The sequence below is a fragment of the Paenibacillus sp. WG02 genome (genome assembly GCF_055396115.1).
The window spans coordinates 7,887,172-7,901,427 of sequence record NZ_AP036016.1; the positions used below are offsets into that span (position 1 = coordinate 7,887,172).

Sequence of the window (14,256 nt, forward strand, 5' to 3'; positions counted from 1 at the left end):
AGAGAACATTATACGCAAATAGATAAGGTGGGTTTACTCGCATGACGAAGATAATGAATGCCGTTATGATCAAGGAGTATGGAGGGATCTCAGGGATTGAATTTGGCGAGACTGCCATTCCTGACATAAACAGCGGTGAGGTGCTGATTAAAGTACATGCCGCCTCCATTAATCCCGCCGACTTATTATTTCTGCACGGACAGTATGGCATGCAACGAGAGCTGCCTTCGGTTGGCGGCATGGAAGGATGCGGAACGGTTGTCGCTACAGGCAACAGCCTTGTCGCACGTATGTTAAAAGGGAAGCGTGTCGCCTTCGTATCCGAAGTTTACGGCTCCTGGGCGCCCTATACGAAAGCGAGTGCAATGACCTGCATGGTGCTGCCAGATCATGTGTCCGATGAACAGGGTGCTGTCTTCTTCGTCAATCCGGCAAGTGCCATGGCCATGGTGAAGATAGCCAAGCAGCATAAATCCAAAGCCATCGTTCAAACAGCCGGTGCGAGCGCCCTTGGCAGAATTCTTGTGAAGCTCGGCCAAGAGCATGGTATTCCTGTGATTAGTGTTGTTCGCAAGGAAGAACAAGAACTGCTGCTGAGAGAAATTGGCGGACAGCATATCGTCAACAGCAGCTCAGCTACCTTCGCGGAGGACTTAAAGCGCAAGACGCATGAGCTTGGAGCTACCGTGTGCTTTGATGCCGTAGGAGGCGACTTAACGGGCCCCGTGCTATCGGCTCTCCCTGATGGCGCTACCATTTTCCAATACGGCCTTCTAGGCGGAAAAACGACAACAATCAACGCGGATGATCTTGTTTTTCGCCGGAAACGTATCGCCGGATTCTGGGCATCCGATTGGGTGAAAACACAATCGATTTTTGAACTTCTCGCCCTGCAGAGCTCGATGAAAAAATCAATCGGATCACATATCCAAACCGAGATTAGCCAAAACTTCCCGATGAGTCAAACCGTTGATGCCATCCAGCAGTATACGGCCAATATGACTTCGGGCAAAGTGCTTCTGCTGCCTATCTAGATATTGACAAATAATAAGCGCATGCGCCATTTAGGCGGCATGCGCTTATTTCTCCGGCAACAATACCTCCAGCGTGGCTTCCCTCTCCTTGGCGTTGCTGCAGCTCGTGCTTCTAGCAAAAGAGGGCAGCGCTAGCTAACTTTCAATTTAGACACCAATTTGCTAACCGTAGTGCCCTGAATCAAAAGAGAAAAGACCACATTGCTGAAGGTCATGGCTAGCAATAAGTCACGGCCTTCAAAGGACGGAGACAAACTCAGGATCAATGCAATGGATAAGGAACCCTTCAAACCGCCCCAAGCGATAATAGGCTTCCACGAACTAGGGATAGAACGATCCATAAGCAGACTAACGTAGACAGCAATGAACCTGGCAGCTACAACAATCAGAATGCTCCCGCCAATCTCCAACCATTTATCCGTAAAATTTATATTTGAAATTTCTAGCCCTACCATAAGGAAAATTAACGCATTGGCTATAAAAGCAATCACTTCCCAGAAGGAGTCCATCTTATCGAGTGTAAGGTCGGACATCCCAATCTTTTTCCCATATGTCCCCAATATTAGACCCGCGAATACGACGGAAATCACCCCAGAGAGGTGAAACATCTCTGCCATTTCAAAAACACCATAGAAAAGAACGATGGAAAGTCCTATTTCAACCAAATAATTATCGATTTTCGAAGTAATTTTGGAGGCAATGAATCCTCCGACCATACCGATAATGATGCCGCCGAGGACAACTTTCACGAATTCCACAGCACCTTCCATGATCCCCGAAGCACTGAGAACCGTTGTAACTGCTGCAATCTTGAATAAAACAACGGCTACACCATCATTGGCCAAACTTTCGCCTTCAACAATCGTGGACAACTTTTCATTTAATCCCATGGCTTTAAAAATACTTAGCACCGATACTGGGTCTGTCGCGGCCATTAGAGCACCGAACACCAAGGACTTTTGCAAAGAAAGGCCTAACAAAGCGTTACAAAGTCCTGCGATTAGCACAAAGGTAATGAAAGTTCCTAACAATGAGAGTAAGAGAATCGGTCGTTTATTCGCTTTTAATTCTTGAACATGCAGCTTAAGGGCCGCATCCCCTATTAAAGCTGACAGAAAGATCAGAATGACTGCTGTTTGAAAGACATGATCCGATGCGACATATGTTTTGATTTCATCCAAAGCATGAATCGGTATGACCCCCAACAATAGCCCGGCAATAACCAGCAAAGTTGGATACGGTTGTTTCATCTTGTCCGCGATGTAGGCGACTGCGACGGCAATAGTGAGTAGTACAAGCCAATAATGGATCATTTGAGTCCCCCTCTAAAGCAAAAAGCGGAATCGACCTCAAACCGAAGGGATCCGCTGTTTGGTGCTTACTTTGTGCTAGATTTCCGTGAGTATGGTGAGAATAACGGGTCTCCTGCCCGTTTTTTCATAAAAGAGTTTTCCTAGCGCTTCTTTTACATTCGTTTTAAGCACATTCCATTGATTCACGTTTTCTCTTTGAAGCCTGTTTATCGTTTCTGTTGCTAGCATATTCGCTTGATCCATCAGGTCTTCCGACTCTCGAACATAGACAAACCCGCGGGAGATGATATCCGGACCTGACAAAATTTTACCGTCACTTTTGCTAAGCAGGAGGACCACGATCAAGATACCATCCTCGGCCAGTTGTTTACGGTCACGCAGAACAATATTGCCAACATCCCCTAATCCATCGACTAAGGTATTCCCCGCGTACACTTTGCGGCTCTGAGTTGCCACTTCATTCTTAATATCCACGACATCGCCATTATTCAAAATGTAGATGTTAGCCGGGTCCACGCCAACGCCTTCCGCCAAAATACGGTGCTGATGAAGCATTCTAAACTCACCATGAATCGGAATAAAATACTTCGGCTTCATCAGCGTGAGCATTAACTTCAGTTCTTCTTGGCTCCCGTGCCCGGATACGTGCATCCCAGTAGCTGAGCTCGAACCATAAATCACTTCAGCCCCTAGGCTAAATAAATTATCGACAGTCCGCGATACATTGCGTTCATTTCCCGGGATCGGGGATGAGGACAGAATAACGGTGTCTCCACGCATGATTTCTACCTGACGATAATTCGAACGGGACAATCGCGATAAGGCAGCCATCGGCTCTCCCTGACTACCGGTGCATAAGATCGCGATCTGATCGGAAGCCATCCGATTGACTTCTCCCGCTTCCACCAGCATCCCATCAGGGACCGTTAGATAGCCGAGCTCGGAAGCAATTCTCACAACATTGACCATACTGCGTCCTAGTAAGGCTAATTTCCGATTCGTTGCCTGAGCAGCATCTACGACTTGCTGAAGCCTATGAACATTAGAGGCAAATGTGGCTATAAACACTTTTTGCTTCGCTTTATGGAAGGCATCCTCAATATGCTTGCCTACAAGACTTTCTGAAGGTGTGTAGCCAGGGCGCTCGGCATTCGTGCTTTCTGATAAAAGAAGTAGAATACCGTTTTTCCCAATCTCCGCCATTTTATGAATATCAGGGTATTGATTGCCAACTGGTGTTAAATCAAATTTGAAATCTCCCGTATGTACGACCGTTCCTTCTGGTGTATGAAAAACAACCCCTAAGCAATCAGGGATACTATGGTTTGTTTTGAAAAAAGTAGACGTGATTTGTCCAAGCTCAATGCTCGAATCGGAGTCAATCTCAATAAATTGGGTATCTGCAAGCAGTCCAGACTCTCTCAACTTGCCTTCAATTAGCCCTAGCGTAAGCCGAGTTGCATAAATCGGCATGTTCAATTGTCTTCTTATATATGGAATGCCCCCGATATGATCTTCATGTCCATGCGTAATAATCAGTGCGCGGACTTTATCGCTATTTTCGAGCAAATAGGTAATATCCGGAACGATTAAGTCAATTCCGAGCAAGCTTTCATCCGGAAACTTCGAGCCGCAATCAATGACAATAATATCATCTGCGTATTGCACCACATACATATTTTTACCAATTTCGTTGATCCCGCCTAAAGAGAAAACAGATAACTGATTGTCTGTCTTGCTCACCTGAAAAGCCCCCCCAAATTTACATATCCGCATTAATTTTTCCAGATTAGGGATAACCTATACACCAAAATTTCTCCGTCAAACGAACAAAAAGAGGATCCCATGTGGATCCTCTTTATTACAATTTATTAGGCCATGGTAGCAACGGCATTCGTTCGCTTTCTGGCATAGCCCCGATAAATAAAAACGAAGACGATGGTCAATATGGGGATTCCGACCATGCCCCAGATGAGATTGTCGAACGCGCGCTCTGTTGGCAGAGACTTAATGAACGATTCTAAATAAATCCAACACCATTTCATATGAAAAGCTATAACAAAAATCACTGCTCCCAACAACAAAAAAAGCTACCATATGTCTATAATAGCTGAGAATTGTTGTAGAGGAAGTGCTTATCTATGAAAAAAGAACACATTATTCACTTTAAAGTTATCCACAAGGATAGCATCCAACTTTTAAGAGGGCTTATATTCTTAGAAGAAAATCAAAAACCTACCTTATCTGATTTTCAACAATGTTTAATAGACTGCGGTCACGATGTTCGTATTGAAAATAAAGAACAGGCTATTTTCAGAGCATATAAACCGGGGGAGCAGTATTGGATTCAGATTTTAAGAGACAATGAAAGCAATACAAGAGATTTAAATGTCGAGAATTTAGCTAAAAGCTTTATGAAAAACGAGCCTACAGCCTAGTAATGGTTAGCTAAAGATCACTACTAGGCTGCTGCTCCCCCTTGTCCAGCTCTTACAGCCACTGTGAGAAAAAGGCATGTCCCGCAGCGTGAAATCCCGGGGGCAGCGCATGCCCCATGAACGGGTGAACCTCGATCGTTTTGTTAACTGATGCGATCCGATTATAGGCGGCGAAGATCGCATCGGGTAAGCAGGTCGTGTCCTTCAGTCCTACCGTCACATGCACGGGCAGCGTAATGCGATGGGCCAAATTCATGATGTCGAAATAACTAAGCGTCCGCAGCACCTCGTCAAGGCGGTCCGGGAAGCGAGTTACGAATTCCGCAGCTTCGGTGAGTGAACTGACCGATTGCAGTATCCCCAGATCCATGTGGCACATATTCGGTACATGAGCGATTACAGCCCGTAGCTTAGGCTCCAAGGCGGATACAAGCAGTGCCAGACCGCCTCCCTGGCTGCCGCCAAAAACAAACACCCTCTCGGAGTCTATCTCCGGCATTGCCATCGCGCACCGTACAGCACGCAAGCCATCAATAGCTACTGCCCGGTAATAGGAACTCTCCGGATCGAGAATCCCCTGTGTCACCCATCCTTTGGTCATGCCGTATGCTTGCGGCAGCCCGTTGCCAGTCTCCCCCCCTTGCCCCCGAACGTCGATGGCGAGAACAGCATACCCCATAAGCAGCCAAGCAGCGTGATCCTCCGGCTGACCTTTGGAACCGGAATAACCGTGAAAGGTTACGATACAGGGAAGTGGATGATGCAGCTGGACGGAAGGCAGCATATACCAAGCGTGAACCAGCGTATTGGCCGCCCCCTCCAATACAACTTTGTAAACTTCCGCCTGTAGGAACGGGGAGGCGACCGGCTCAATCGAATATCTCACGGATTCTGCTGCTTCCCGGGAGACACGATCCCAAAAATCTTCCAGATCGGTTGGTGCCGTTAACTCTGGCACATACTGTTTCAACGAATGAATCCGTGTTTCTATTGCGTTCATCGCTACACTCCTCGTTTGAAATTGTCCATTTGATTATACAATTTTTCTACGAGATACCTCTACCACGGCGTCAATCTGCGGTACTGATCCAACGTAACTTTGCCGAGCAAATCCTCACCTTTCACGAATCGGTGCAGCTCATCGACGATGAAATCACAGAGCTCGCGCTTCAATATTCCATGGAACCCGCCAATGTGCGGCAAGCATAACACGTTCGGCATCGCCTGCAGCATATGATCGGCTGGCATGGGCTCCATGTCGTAAACATCAAGGGCTGCATGTATCCTGCCTTTGCTCAGTTCTTCCAAGAGCGCCTCTTCTTTCACAATAGGCCCGCGAGCCGTATTAATGAAGAGCGCCCCGTCGCGCAGCAGTCTTATCTGTTCCGCGCCGATCATCCCTTGCGTACGAGGCGTCCACGTATTGTGCAACGAGACAATGTCGCTGAGCTCGAACAGTTCATTCAAACCACAGAGCTCGACGCCCTGCGCAGCCGCTTCCTCCTTTGTACAATAACTAGAGTGCAGCAAGATTCTCGTGTTAAAAGGCTGGAGCATCCGGATCACCTGCTTGGAGATTTCCCCGTAGCCGACTAGGCCGATCACTCTTCGCGTCACGCCAAGAATCGTATCGCGGTTGTTATTGCTCCACTGCCCCTCTTTAAGCCGAGCGCTGTACCCAGCTAAGTCCCACGCCCCGGCAAACATCAGTGAAATTGCACACTCTGCAGTCGAGAGGGCGAGCACTCTATTGGCCGATGTTACGGCAATCGAAGTATCGAACACATCCTCTTTGACGATTGATGCTACACTCCCTGCTCCATGGCCGATAAACTTCAATCTCTCCGCGCGTGCGAGCACTTCCGGGGTAAAGCGAGGCGAGCCCCATGAAGTGATACAGGCATCATATGAACCAATTCGTTCCGATAGGTCCTCGCTTGTAAATTTCTCATTCAAGGGAATAAAATCAACCTCCGAAAAGCTCGAAAGCTTATTCAGAGTGTGCTCCTGCCAAAACAATTCACGTAATCCAGCGTCAGCGATCGTAATTAATGTTTTCATAGGCTTAACCCTCATTTCATTAGGCTTTGAAATAATTCACGCATAAATTCAACATACGCAGGAAAAATAGTTGCTGGCTCCATACCGGGAACTTGCAGCTCCTTGCGCCATTTGGTTTCCCACTCCAAGGAGTAAAAGCCGTTGTATCCCATTTGCTCAAGCTGATCCACAATGGAAGCAATCGGCACCTGCCCCTCGCCGACCTTGGTGTACATCCAGCTCGACTCCAGCGGATCTTCAAAAGGGACGCCGTCTTTGACATGTACATGAACGCACTGCGAGCCAAGTAACGCAATGGTCTCCACTGGCGTCTCTCCTTCTTCCAGCGGATGGATAATATCATAGATAACCGCGCAATTCGCTCTGTCTACATCATCCAGCAGCTTGCGAAGCGAACGGCCAGTGGCGAATTCATTATGTGTCTCGATCCATACCTGCACACCGTAAGAGGCCGCATAATCGCAAGCTTGCTTAATCTGGGCTATGATTTCAGGATATGGAATAGCAGGAACCGGATTGTCTCTGCGGTTATTGAAGTAGCCAAGGAAAATCCGCACTCCGCCAGCCTTCAAATCACGAGCGAGCGAAACAACCTTTTTAAAATTATCGAATTGCTCGGTATCCCCTCTTTGGCCTGTAAAACATACACTTGAACCAATATTGGTGATTCGGATGCCCGCTTCCTCGAATTTCCGAATCGCCACTTTCCGCTCATCCTGCGCCATTTCGGTGGTTATGCCCCATGTGGGCCCTTCCCTCAGCTCCATTCCGCTAAAACCGCATGCCTTGGCAAACGTAATCATTTCCGCCAAAGACCAGCCCTCGCAGGGGAGCGTGCTAAATGCCAGATGCTTCATACGGCTATACCCATTTCCTCCCAAATCTAGTGGGTAACTTAACTTCCTTCTATTATTACAGCGAAGTTCAGCTAACGCTTTCCCTTTTCCATGTTTCTTTTGCACAATTCCTCGAATCTGTGTACCATTATCTTTAGCTAATGAGTTACGGATGAATTTAGTGGAGGTCAAGTATGTCTGATTATCCGATCTATGTCTACAAAGGGTTACTCGACGAGCAGTTTCCTTTTAAAATCGAAATTCGAACACCACAGAATATGAATCGATTTCAACACGCTCACGAGCACCTGCAGCTGTGCTACATGATGTCCGGCAGTTGTCTTCATTGGGCAGCAGGCAGGCAATATGTGTTGACCAAAGGTGATCTCTTCTCGATCCCGCCCTTTCAAGAGCATCGCTTGGAACCCCGTGATTCGATGGATTTTGAGATGATACAGGTCGATTTCATGCCCCATGCGATTAATGAAAGCTTTCAGGATCTGGCGCAAATGCAGACGTTCGTCGATTTCGCCTATATCAGACCCCTCATTTCCGAAGCCGATCTTTTGCCCAAAATGTCGTTCCCTCCCCCTACACAAACCGTTGTCGAGAACCTGCTGAACGTCATTCTCACCGAATGGGAGGAACAAGAAGAAGGCTACCGGTTAGCGATCAAGGCCGAGCTCCTGAGGCTTCTCGTCATTACCGGCAGGCAGTATAAACGCTATTCACAAACGCAAAGTCAACACGAGCGCAACAGGGTGGCACATCACCGAGAAGCCTTCTATGAGGCTATTGGATATATGGAAACGCATTACAATGAAGATCTCCATTTGGAAGAGGTTTCTGCAAAAGCATTGATGGCTCCATCATATTTCAGCAATATGCTGAAACTGGTGCGGGGCAAATCGTATATCGAGCTCTTATCAGCCATTCGTATTCAGGCATCCATGGAGCTTCTGGGGGGAACGGACCTCAATGTGACCGAGATTGCAACCCGTGTGGGCTATAATCATATAAGTCACTTCAATAGAACGTTCAAGAAGCACGCAGGCGTAACGCCAGGCGACTATCGTAGGCATCAAACTTAATAGCCTTAGAGGGTAGAACTTAGATATGTTGTGACAGCTTGGTAAGGCGCACGGATGGGGCTGTCCCAAAAGCCATTTTTGGAAGTTATGCCTCTTGACCCTTTACTTTACTATACTATGGTAACCAGAATTTGCTGAGAGGGAACGTCGATGTGCTATTTGGATAAAAACCCCCGAAATCACGAGGAAGAGGAACGTCGATGCGTTATTCGCGGTTTTTCGCCTCCGGAACGTTCCTATTGATCAAATAGAGCATTCACGTTCCTCTCATTCAATTTCATGCACAGATTTCCCGAAATAAGACATCGACGTTCCGCTAGCTAGAGGTCGGGTGGCTTTCCTTTGCAAATCGACAGAAAACAAAAAAATGAGAAGGCAAGAATAACCTTGCCCCCTCATTTTTTTTGTTTTCTGAGCCCCTAAGGGAATTTATTTACTGAAAAACTTAATCATATTGTTCATGTTTCAATGACATCCTTCATTTCATGGCGAGATCGTTCATCTTATAATGAATCAGAAATGAACAATTTGTCTGAAATGGGAGGTAACCTTTCGTGAGGAAAATGGGAATTGGCCTGCAATTATACACACTTCGTGATGAAATGGCGCATGACGCCGCAACGGCTTTGCAAAAGGTGGCCGAGTTTGGTTATGAGGGTGTGGAGTTTGCAGGTTATTACGATTTTAGCCCAGAGCAGTTAAAGACGCTGCTTAGAGACTTGTCACTAAAAGCCATCGGCAGCCATGTAAACATGGAACGACTGCGGAACCATTTGGAAGAAGAAATTGCCATGAATGTTGCCATTGGCAGCCGTTATGTCGTCTGTCCAGGAATCAATCAAGAACAACGGCAGGCGCTTCCTGAAACTGTTGCTTTTTTTGTCGAGTGCAGCAAGCAATTCGCGAGCAAAGGCATCGCATTTGGCTTTCATAATCACTACGTTGAATTTACCGAAGCTTATGGGGATCAGATTTGGTTTGATGCATTTTTTGGATGTACATCCCCAAACGATATGAAAAGTGAGCTCGATGTTTGTTGGGTACATAAAGCTGGCTGCGACCCTATTGCTTACCTCGAAAAATATGCCGGACGCGTACCTTTAATTCATTTGAAGGATATTCGCAAGTTCGCCGATGGCACTTATCAAACGTTGGAACTGGGGCGCGGCGAAATGAATTTACCGGCGATTATCGCAGCAGCAGAGTCAGCGGGAACTGAATGGCTCATCGTCGAACAAGACGATTGTGACCTACCTGCGTTAGAAAGTGTAAAGATAAGTATGGATTGGCTGCGCCAAAATTATAGGTTTACGGAGGTCGATTAAGATGACGAAAAAACTCAAAGGTGCAATTATTGGTTGTGGAGGCATTGCGTTCGAGAAATATTTCCCTTCACTGTCCAAGCTGAAGGAACTAGAAATGGTCGCCTTCTGCGATATTATTGTCGAAAAAGCAGAAAAAGCAGCGGCAGCATACGGTTCGATTGACGCAAGAGCATTTTCAGATTATAAAGAGGTTCTTAAGGATGCCTCCATCGATGTCATCTATGTATGTACGCCTAACGATTCACATGCGGAGATCTCTATTGCGGCCATGGAGTCAGGCAAGCATGTCATGTGTGAGAAACCGATGGCTAAAACTGCCGCAGAAGCACAAGCCATGGTGGACGCCGCCAAACGTACCGGCAAGAAGCTCTCGATTGGCTATCAGAATAATTTCCGGCCAGACAGCCGTTATTTGCAACAAATTTGCGATAACGGCGAGCTCGGCGACATCTATTTTGCCAAAGCTCATGCGATACGTAGACGCGCTGTTCCAACCTGGGGTGTCTTTCTAGATCAAGAGAAGCAGGGTGGTGGCCCGCTCATTGATATCGGCAGCCATGCGTTGGATTTAACACTTCGGATGATGAACAATTACGCACCAAAATGTGTTTTGGGCAGGGCTTATCACAAGCTTAGCCGCAAAGAAAACGCAGCAAATATATGGGGACCGTGGGACCCGAAAAAATTTACGGTGGAGGATTCCGCTTTCGGCTTCATAACGATGCAGAACGGTGCGACCGTTATACTCGAAGCCAGTTGGGCACTTAACACACTGGATACAGTAGAGGCAAAAACGACGCTTTGCGGTACGGAAGGCGGAGCGGACATGCGTGACGGACTCCGCATTAACAGCGAAAAGCTGGGCAGAATGAATGCGACAACCATCGATTTGAGTGCAGGCGGAGTTGCTTTTTTTGAAGGCAGCGCAGAGAGTGCAAGCGACATGGAAGCGCGGCTGTGGCTCGAATGTATCCTTCATAATACCGAGCCGTTGGTAAAACCGGAGCAAGCGTTTGTTGTCACACAAATATTAGAAGCTATATATGAGTCTTCGAGGACAGGGAAAGCGATTTATTTCGAGTAACCTAAATAAAACTAGAATATACAACAACCGCCCTGTTCAAGGGCGGTCACGTTTGTGTATGGAAATATTTGCGTACAATTGCCTAGAAAGTTTGTATAATTACCTAATAGAACCAAAACATGAACGATTTGCTCGAGTCAAAGGAGGAAGCCGGTGTGCTGCATGGACGCGAGGATGAATTGCAAGCTGAAACGCTGTATGTAGGCATGGCGCACCATAAGAAGCGTTTTCGAAATCCGTGTGAGTTATTAAACACATACATCATCCGGCTGCAGACAAGTGGTAGCTGTGAAGCGCTCGTTGATAACGAATTTGTCGTGATTGATCCTGGAGACCTACTTATGTTTCGTCCAGGTGAAAAGTACGAGCTCATCTTGAAAGACAACAGCATCGATTACTATGTGATTTGCAATGGAACATGGATTGACCAGTGGTGGGACAATTTCTCGCCTCCGCAAAAGACAAACATCCCTCTCGACGACGATCTTCTGAAATTGTGGAATCAGTTGGCGAAGGAAACATTGCGGATGAATGACACCATCGAAGAGCTGACAGATTATAAGCTGCGCGTCTTTTGCTTGACCTTACAGCGCCTGCATGAAATTGCCGGTATGGGAAAAACGTTAAGTCCATCCTACATTGCCTATCGAATTAAAAAATTCATCGATCAGCATGCGACAGGAGCTCTCACCTTGGAGCAAATTGCCAAACATGCGGGAATTAGTATCTCCAGAGCTGTGAACTTGTTTAAAACCAATTTCGGTCAATCCATCATGAGTTATGCCATTGAAGTCCGCCTTGCCGTCGCATGTGAACGCATTCGTTTCAGCGCAATGTCACTTGACTCTGTCGCTAAATCAAGCGGTTTTAATAACTATACGTACTTCCATCGACAATTTCGCATGCATTTTGGGTTATCCCCCCGTCAATATAGAGAAGAACAACAGAAACGCTCGAAGCTTCGAATGGAACAATAGAAAGATCACTCTCCACCTAGTCGGTTGCACAACGAAACTGTAGCTCTTAGCCCTTCTTCAACCATTGATCTAAAAATAAATAAGACAGCATGCGTATTTCCTCAGGAAAATCATGCCCTCCTGCACCGATTAACGACTTGAAATTATCTTCTTTACCTAACCATCGGTACAGCCTTGAAAGCTCCAACATCCCTTCCCCAACAGATTTCCAATGAGGAAAAATATGATCATCCTGACCTGCGTAGCTGAAAAAAGGTGTAGGAGCGATTAAAGCCACAATTTCATGAAAATCAAAGGGGACCTGATCCTGTTGTAAATCTGCTAAAATTTTGGGAATGTGCGTGTAGGGGTAATTCCGATAGGTCCAATGCTCTGGGTACGAATCCCCAGTAAAGGGGCTAAAGCCGCAGCTGGATACAACAGCCTTAATCCGATCATCCATACCTGCCAGAAAATAAGCGTTGTAAGCGCCAAAAGAATGTCCGATCGCTCCGATTGCAAGTGGATTCACAACATCCAATGAGCATAAAACATCAATGCTCTGCATGTGGTCTGTTAAATTCTTGGCTACTGTTGACCATCCTGGATGCTGTTCATAAAAAGGTTCGCTATCAAATGCCGCTTTGCCCGGATAAATCCGTTCACCAGCAGTCAGCGCATCAGGGACAAGCACCACATAACCGCGCTCAACGAGTTCAAGTGCATACATGCGATTTTTGCTCCCTGTGGACAGAGCAATATTGTCTTTCCCCAGTTCTTGCGTTGGATGCAGCGCAATAACAGCAGGGTAACCTAATTTTCCTGGACGATGGGATTCTTCATTTGGAACTAATATGTAGGCAGTTATGGTATCACCATAAACGGTATCGTATTCGACATGTAACCGAGTATGGCTCGATTCTTTGCTTTGAGAGTTAACTTGTAGCCGGATAGGTACCCTTGCAGGCAGTTCGCCAATATAATCAAGCCAGGTCCTGCGAATATCAGACAGTTTCTCCGTCCATTGTTCATAACTCTCAATCCCTTGCAAAAGTGGCGGTACACCCGTTTGGTTCAATTGCGATAATACATACGCCATGATTGTATCCCCTTTATGATTCATAAAGTGAAAGAGCGATCTTTTTTACAGTTCCAAAGCTAAAGTCTACCAGCCTGAATCCACTGACGTCTCCGCTCGCACCTTTTTCATCGAAGCCGTAATGGTCGCCAGAACCAGCAGAACTCCGCAAATGATGATGCCTGTTGAAGGGACATTGCCCAGCAGTACATAATCAAAAACAGCTGTAATAACAGGCTCCAGACAAAACACAATCGCTACGACGACCGATGACACTTTTCTCTGACCAAACGATTGCAACAGGTTGGAAAATATGGACACGATGACGATCATATACGCAATGGCTGCAATTGTATGGACATCTGTAGGTATTATTTGCGCAGCGAGCCATTCGAAATGGAACAGTCCGTAATACAAGGCTACCAAACCAAAATAGAATGCCGAACCCGCTACGGTAAGAAAGGAAACCTGAATGACCGAAGTCTGTTCCTTTTGCAATAACCGACTCATGATTACAATTGTATAGGCATACCCAAGCATACCAACTAGGCCTAGCACGTCTCCGATCTGAAAAGTCATCTTATATGGCTCAAGCAAAAAAGTGATCGCTAGCAAGGATATACCTATTGCCATTTTCTCGTTCAGACTAATCTGTGTCTTATAGTGAATATATTGCAATAAGGGAACAACGCCAACGATCAGGCTATTGATCATGACGATCCTCGTCGGAGTCGTATATTGTACCGCATATATGGAAAAAAAGCTGAGTACGAAGTTAGCCAGCCCCAGTTTGAACAAGCCAGTTACCCACAATTTCGCATTGATACTCCTGATCGATTTGTAGAAAATAATGACGTAGATCGCGCTAACAAGCACATATCGCCATAATTGAAACAAATCCTTCGGATACTGAGCCGTCCCATCCTTCATGAATATATAAGACAAACCCCATATGACTACCGCTAAAATTAATGAGAAATATGCCACTGCAGCAACTCCTAGCTAGATAAGCAAATCACGCTAACCTCTGTTCTTTCATC

14 protein-coding genes are annotated in these 14,256 nt (G+C 46.3%); 6 read left to right on the plus strand and 8 right to left on the minus strand.

All coding sequences use genetic code 11. From position 1 onward, the window contains the following. The first annotated feature begins 41 nt into the window (after positions 1-41). On the plus strand, positions 42-1,034 hold the full coding sequence (locus ACBP55_RS35540) for a zinc-binding dehydrogenase (protein ID WP_464648352.1): 993 nt from the start codon (positions 42-44) through the stop codon (positions 1,032-1,034). Positions 1,035-1,165: 131 nt separating this feature from the next. On the opposite strand, the gene ACBP55_RS35545 is transcribed toward ACBP55_RS35540, so the two are convergent. From ACBP55_RS35545 to ACBP55_RS35555, 3 genes are all read right to left on the minus strand, one after another. Next, on the minus strand, positions 1,166-2,347 hold the full coding sequence (locus tag ACBP55_RS35545) for a cation:proton antiporter (RefSeq protein ID WP_268616166.1): 1,182 nt from the start codon (positions 2,345-2,347) through the stop codon (positions 1,166-1,168). Between the two features lie 75 nt (positions 2,348-2,422). Further along, positions 2,423-4,123 carry a ribonuclease J gene (locus ACBP55_RS35550; protein ID WP_464648353.1) on the minus strand — a complete coding sequence of 567 codons (1,701 nt, stop codon included), beginning with the start codon at positions 4,121-4,123 and terminating at the stop codon, positions 2,423-2,425. Positions 4,124-4,218: 95 nt separating this feature from the next. Continuing rightward, positions 4,219-4,416 carry a hypothetical protein gene (locus tag ACBP55_RS35555; RefSeq protein ID WP_464648354.1) on the minus strand — a complete coding sequence of 66 codons (198 nt, stop codon included), beginning with the start codon at positions 4,414-4,416 and terminating at the stop codon, positions 4,219-4,221. A gap of 72 nt (positions 4,417-4,488) precedes the next feature. On the opposite strand from ACBP55_RS35555, the gene ACBP55_RS35560 reads away from it, so the two are divergent. Continuing rightward, positions 4,489-4,785, plus strand: coding sequence for a hypothetical protein (locus ACBP55_RS35560; RefSeq protein WP_464648355.1), 297 nt, complete (start codon positions 4,489-4,491; stop codon positions 4,783-4,785). Positions 4,786-4,837: 52 nt separating this feature from the next. Here ACBP55_RS35560 and ACBP55_RS35565 read toward each other — a convergent pair whose 3' ends face one another. From ACBP55_RS35565 to ACBP55_RS35575, 3 genes are read right to left on the minus strand one after another with little or no spacing between them, the layout of a single operon-like run. Then, a complete protein-coding gene (locus ACBP55_RS35565; RefSeq protein ID WP_464648356.1) occupies positions 4,838-5,785 on the minus strand; it encodes an acetylxylan esterase in 948 nt (315 codons plus the stop codon). Between the two features lie 59 nt (positions 5,786-5,844). After that, positions 5,845-6,846 carry a hydroxyacid dehydrogenase gene (locus tag ACBP55_RS35570; RefSeq protein ID WP_464648357.1) on the minus strand — a complete coding sequence of 334 codons (1,002 nt, stop codon included), beginning with the start codon at positions 6,844-6,846 and terminating at the stop codon, positions 5,845-5,847. 11 nt (positions 6,847-6,857) lie between these two features. Then, a complete protein-coding gene (locus ACBP55_RS35575) occupies positions 6,858-7,703 on the minus strand; it encodes a sugar phosphate isomerase/epimerase family protein (protein ID WP_464648358.1) in 846 nt (281 codons plus the stop codon). Between the two features lie 173 nt (positions 7,704-7,876). Here ACBP55_RS35575 and ACBP55_RS35580 point away from each other — a divergent pair, with 173 nt between their 5' ends. The 4 genes from ACBP55_RS35580 to ACBP55_RS35595 all read left to right on the plus strand — a co-directional run bounded on the left by ACBP55_RS35580 (position 7,877) and on the right by ACBP55_RS35595 (position 12,159). Further along, positions 7,877-8,773 (plus strand): helix-turn-helix transcriptional regulator, encoded by an 897-nt coding sequence (locus tag ACBP55_RS35580; RefSeq protein WP_464648359.1) that lies wholly within the window; start codon positions 7,877-7,879, stop codon positions 8,771-8,773. Between the two features lie 563 nt (positions 8,774-9,336). Then, positions 9,337-10,098 (plus strand): sugar phosphate isomerase/epimerase family protein, encoded by a 762-nt coding sequence (locus tag ACBP55_RS35585; protein WP_464653547.1) that lies wholly within the window; start codon positions 9,337-9,339, stop codon positions 10,096-10,098. 1 nt (position 10,099) lies between these two features. After that, complete coding sequence (locus ACBP55_RS35590; protein WP_464648360.1) at positions 10,100-11,182, plus strand: Gfo/Idh/MocA family protein; 1,083 nt, start codon at positions 10,100-10,102, stop codon at positions 11,180-11,182. Between the two features lie 155 nt (positions 11,183-11,337). Next, complete coding sequence (locus tag ACBP55_RS35595) at positions 11,338-12,159, plus strand: AraC family transcriptional regulator (protein ID WP_464648361.1); 822 nt, start codon at positions 11,338-11,340, stop codon at positions 12,157-12,159. Positions 12,160-12,205: 46 nt separating this feature from the next. On the opposite strand, the gene ACBP55_RS35600 is transcribed toward ACBP55_RS35595, so the two are convergent. Then, entirely contained in the window at positions 12,206-13,237 is a 1,032-nt protein-coding gene (locus tag ACBP55_RS35600) for a dienelactone hydrolase family protein (protein WP_464648362.1), read from the minus strand. Between the two features lie 66 nt (positions 13,238-13,303). Next, positions 13,304-14,203, minus strand: coding sequence for a DMT family transporter (locus ACBP55_RS35605; protein WP_464648363.1), 900 nt, complete (start codon positions 14,201-14,203; stop codon positions 13,304-13,306). Between the last annotated feature and the right edge of the window lie 53 nt (positions 14,204-14,256).

Coding starts and splice junctions, on each gene's coding strand:
- ACBP55_RS35560 (WP_464648355.1), top strand. CDS start 4,489: ATGAAAAAAGAACACATTATTCACTTTAAAGTTATCCACAAGGATAGC.
- ACBP55_RS35600 (WP_464648362.1), bottom strand. CDS start 13,237: ATGGCGTATGTATTATCGCAATTGAACCAAACGGGTGTACCGCCACTT.
- ACBP55_RS35575 (WP_464648358.1), bottom strand. CDS start 7,703: ATGAAGCATCTGGCATTTAGCACGCTCCCCTGCGAGGGCTGGTCTTTG.
- ACBP55_RS35545 (WP_268616166.1), bottom strand. CDS start 2,347: ATGATCCATTATTGGCTTGTACTACTCACTATTGCCGTCGCAGTCGCC.
- ACBP55_RS35540 (WP_464648352.1), top strand. CDS start 42: ATGACGAAGATAATGAATGCCGTTATGATCAAGGAGTATGGAGGGATC.
- ACBP55_RS35570 (WP_464648357.1), bottom strand. CDS start 6,846: ATGAAAACATTAATTACGATCGCTGACGCTGGATTACGTGAATTGTTT.
- ACBP55_RS35590 (WP_464648360.1), top strand. CDS start 10,100: ATGACGAAAAAACTCAAAGGTGCAATTATTGGTTGTGGAGGCATTGCG.
- ACBP55_RS35585 (WP_464653547.1), top strand. CDS start 9,337: ATGGGAATTGGCCTGCAATTATACACACTTCGTGATGAAATGGCGCAT.
- ACBP55_RS35580 (WP_464648359.1), top strand. CDS start 7,877: ATGTCTGATTATCCGATCTATGTCTACAAAGGGTTACTCGACGAGCAG.
- ACBP55_RS35565 (WP_464648356.1), bottom strand. CDS start 5,785: ATGAACGCAATAGAAACACGGATTCATTCGTTGAAACAGTATGTGCCA.
- ACBP55_RS35550 (WP_464648353.1), bottom strand. CDS start 4,123: ATGCGGATATGTAAATTTGGGGGGGCTTTTCAGGTGAGCAAGACAGAC.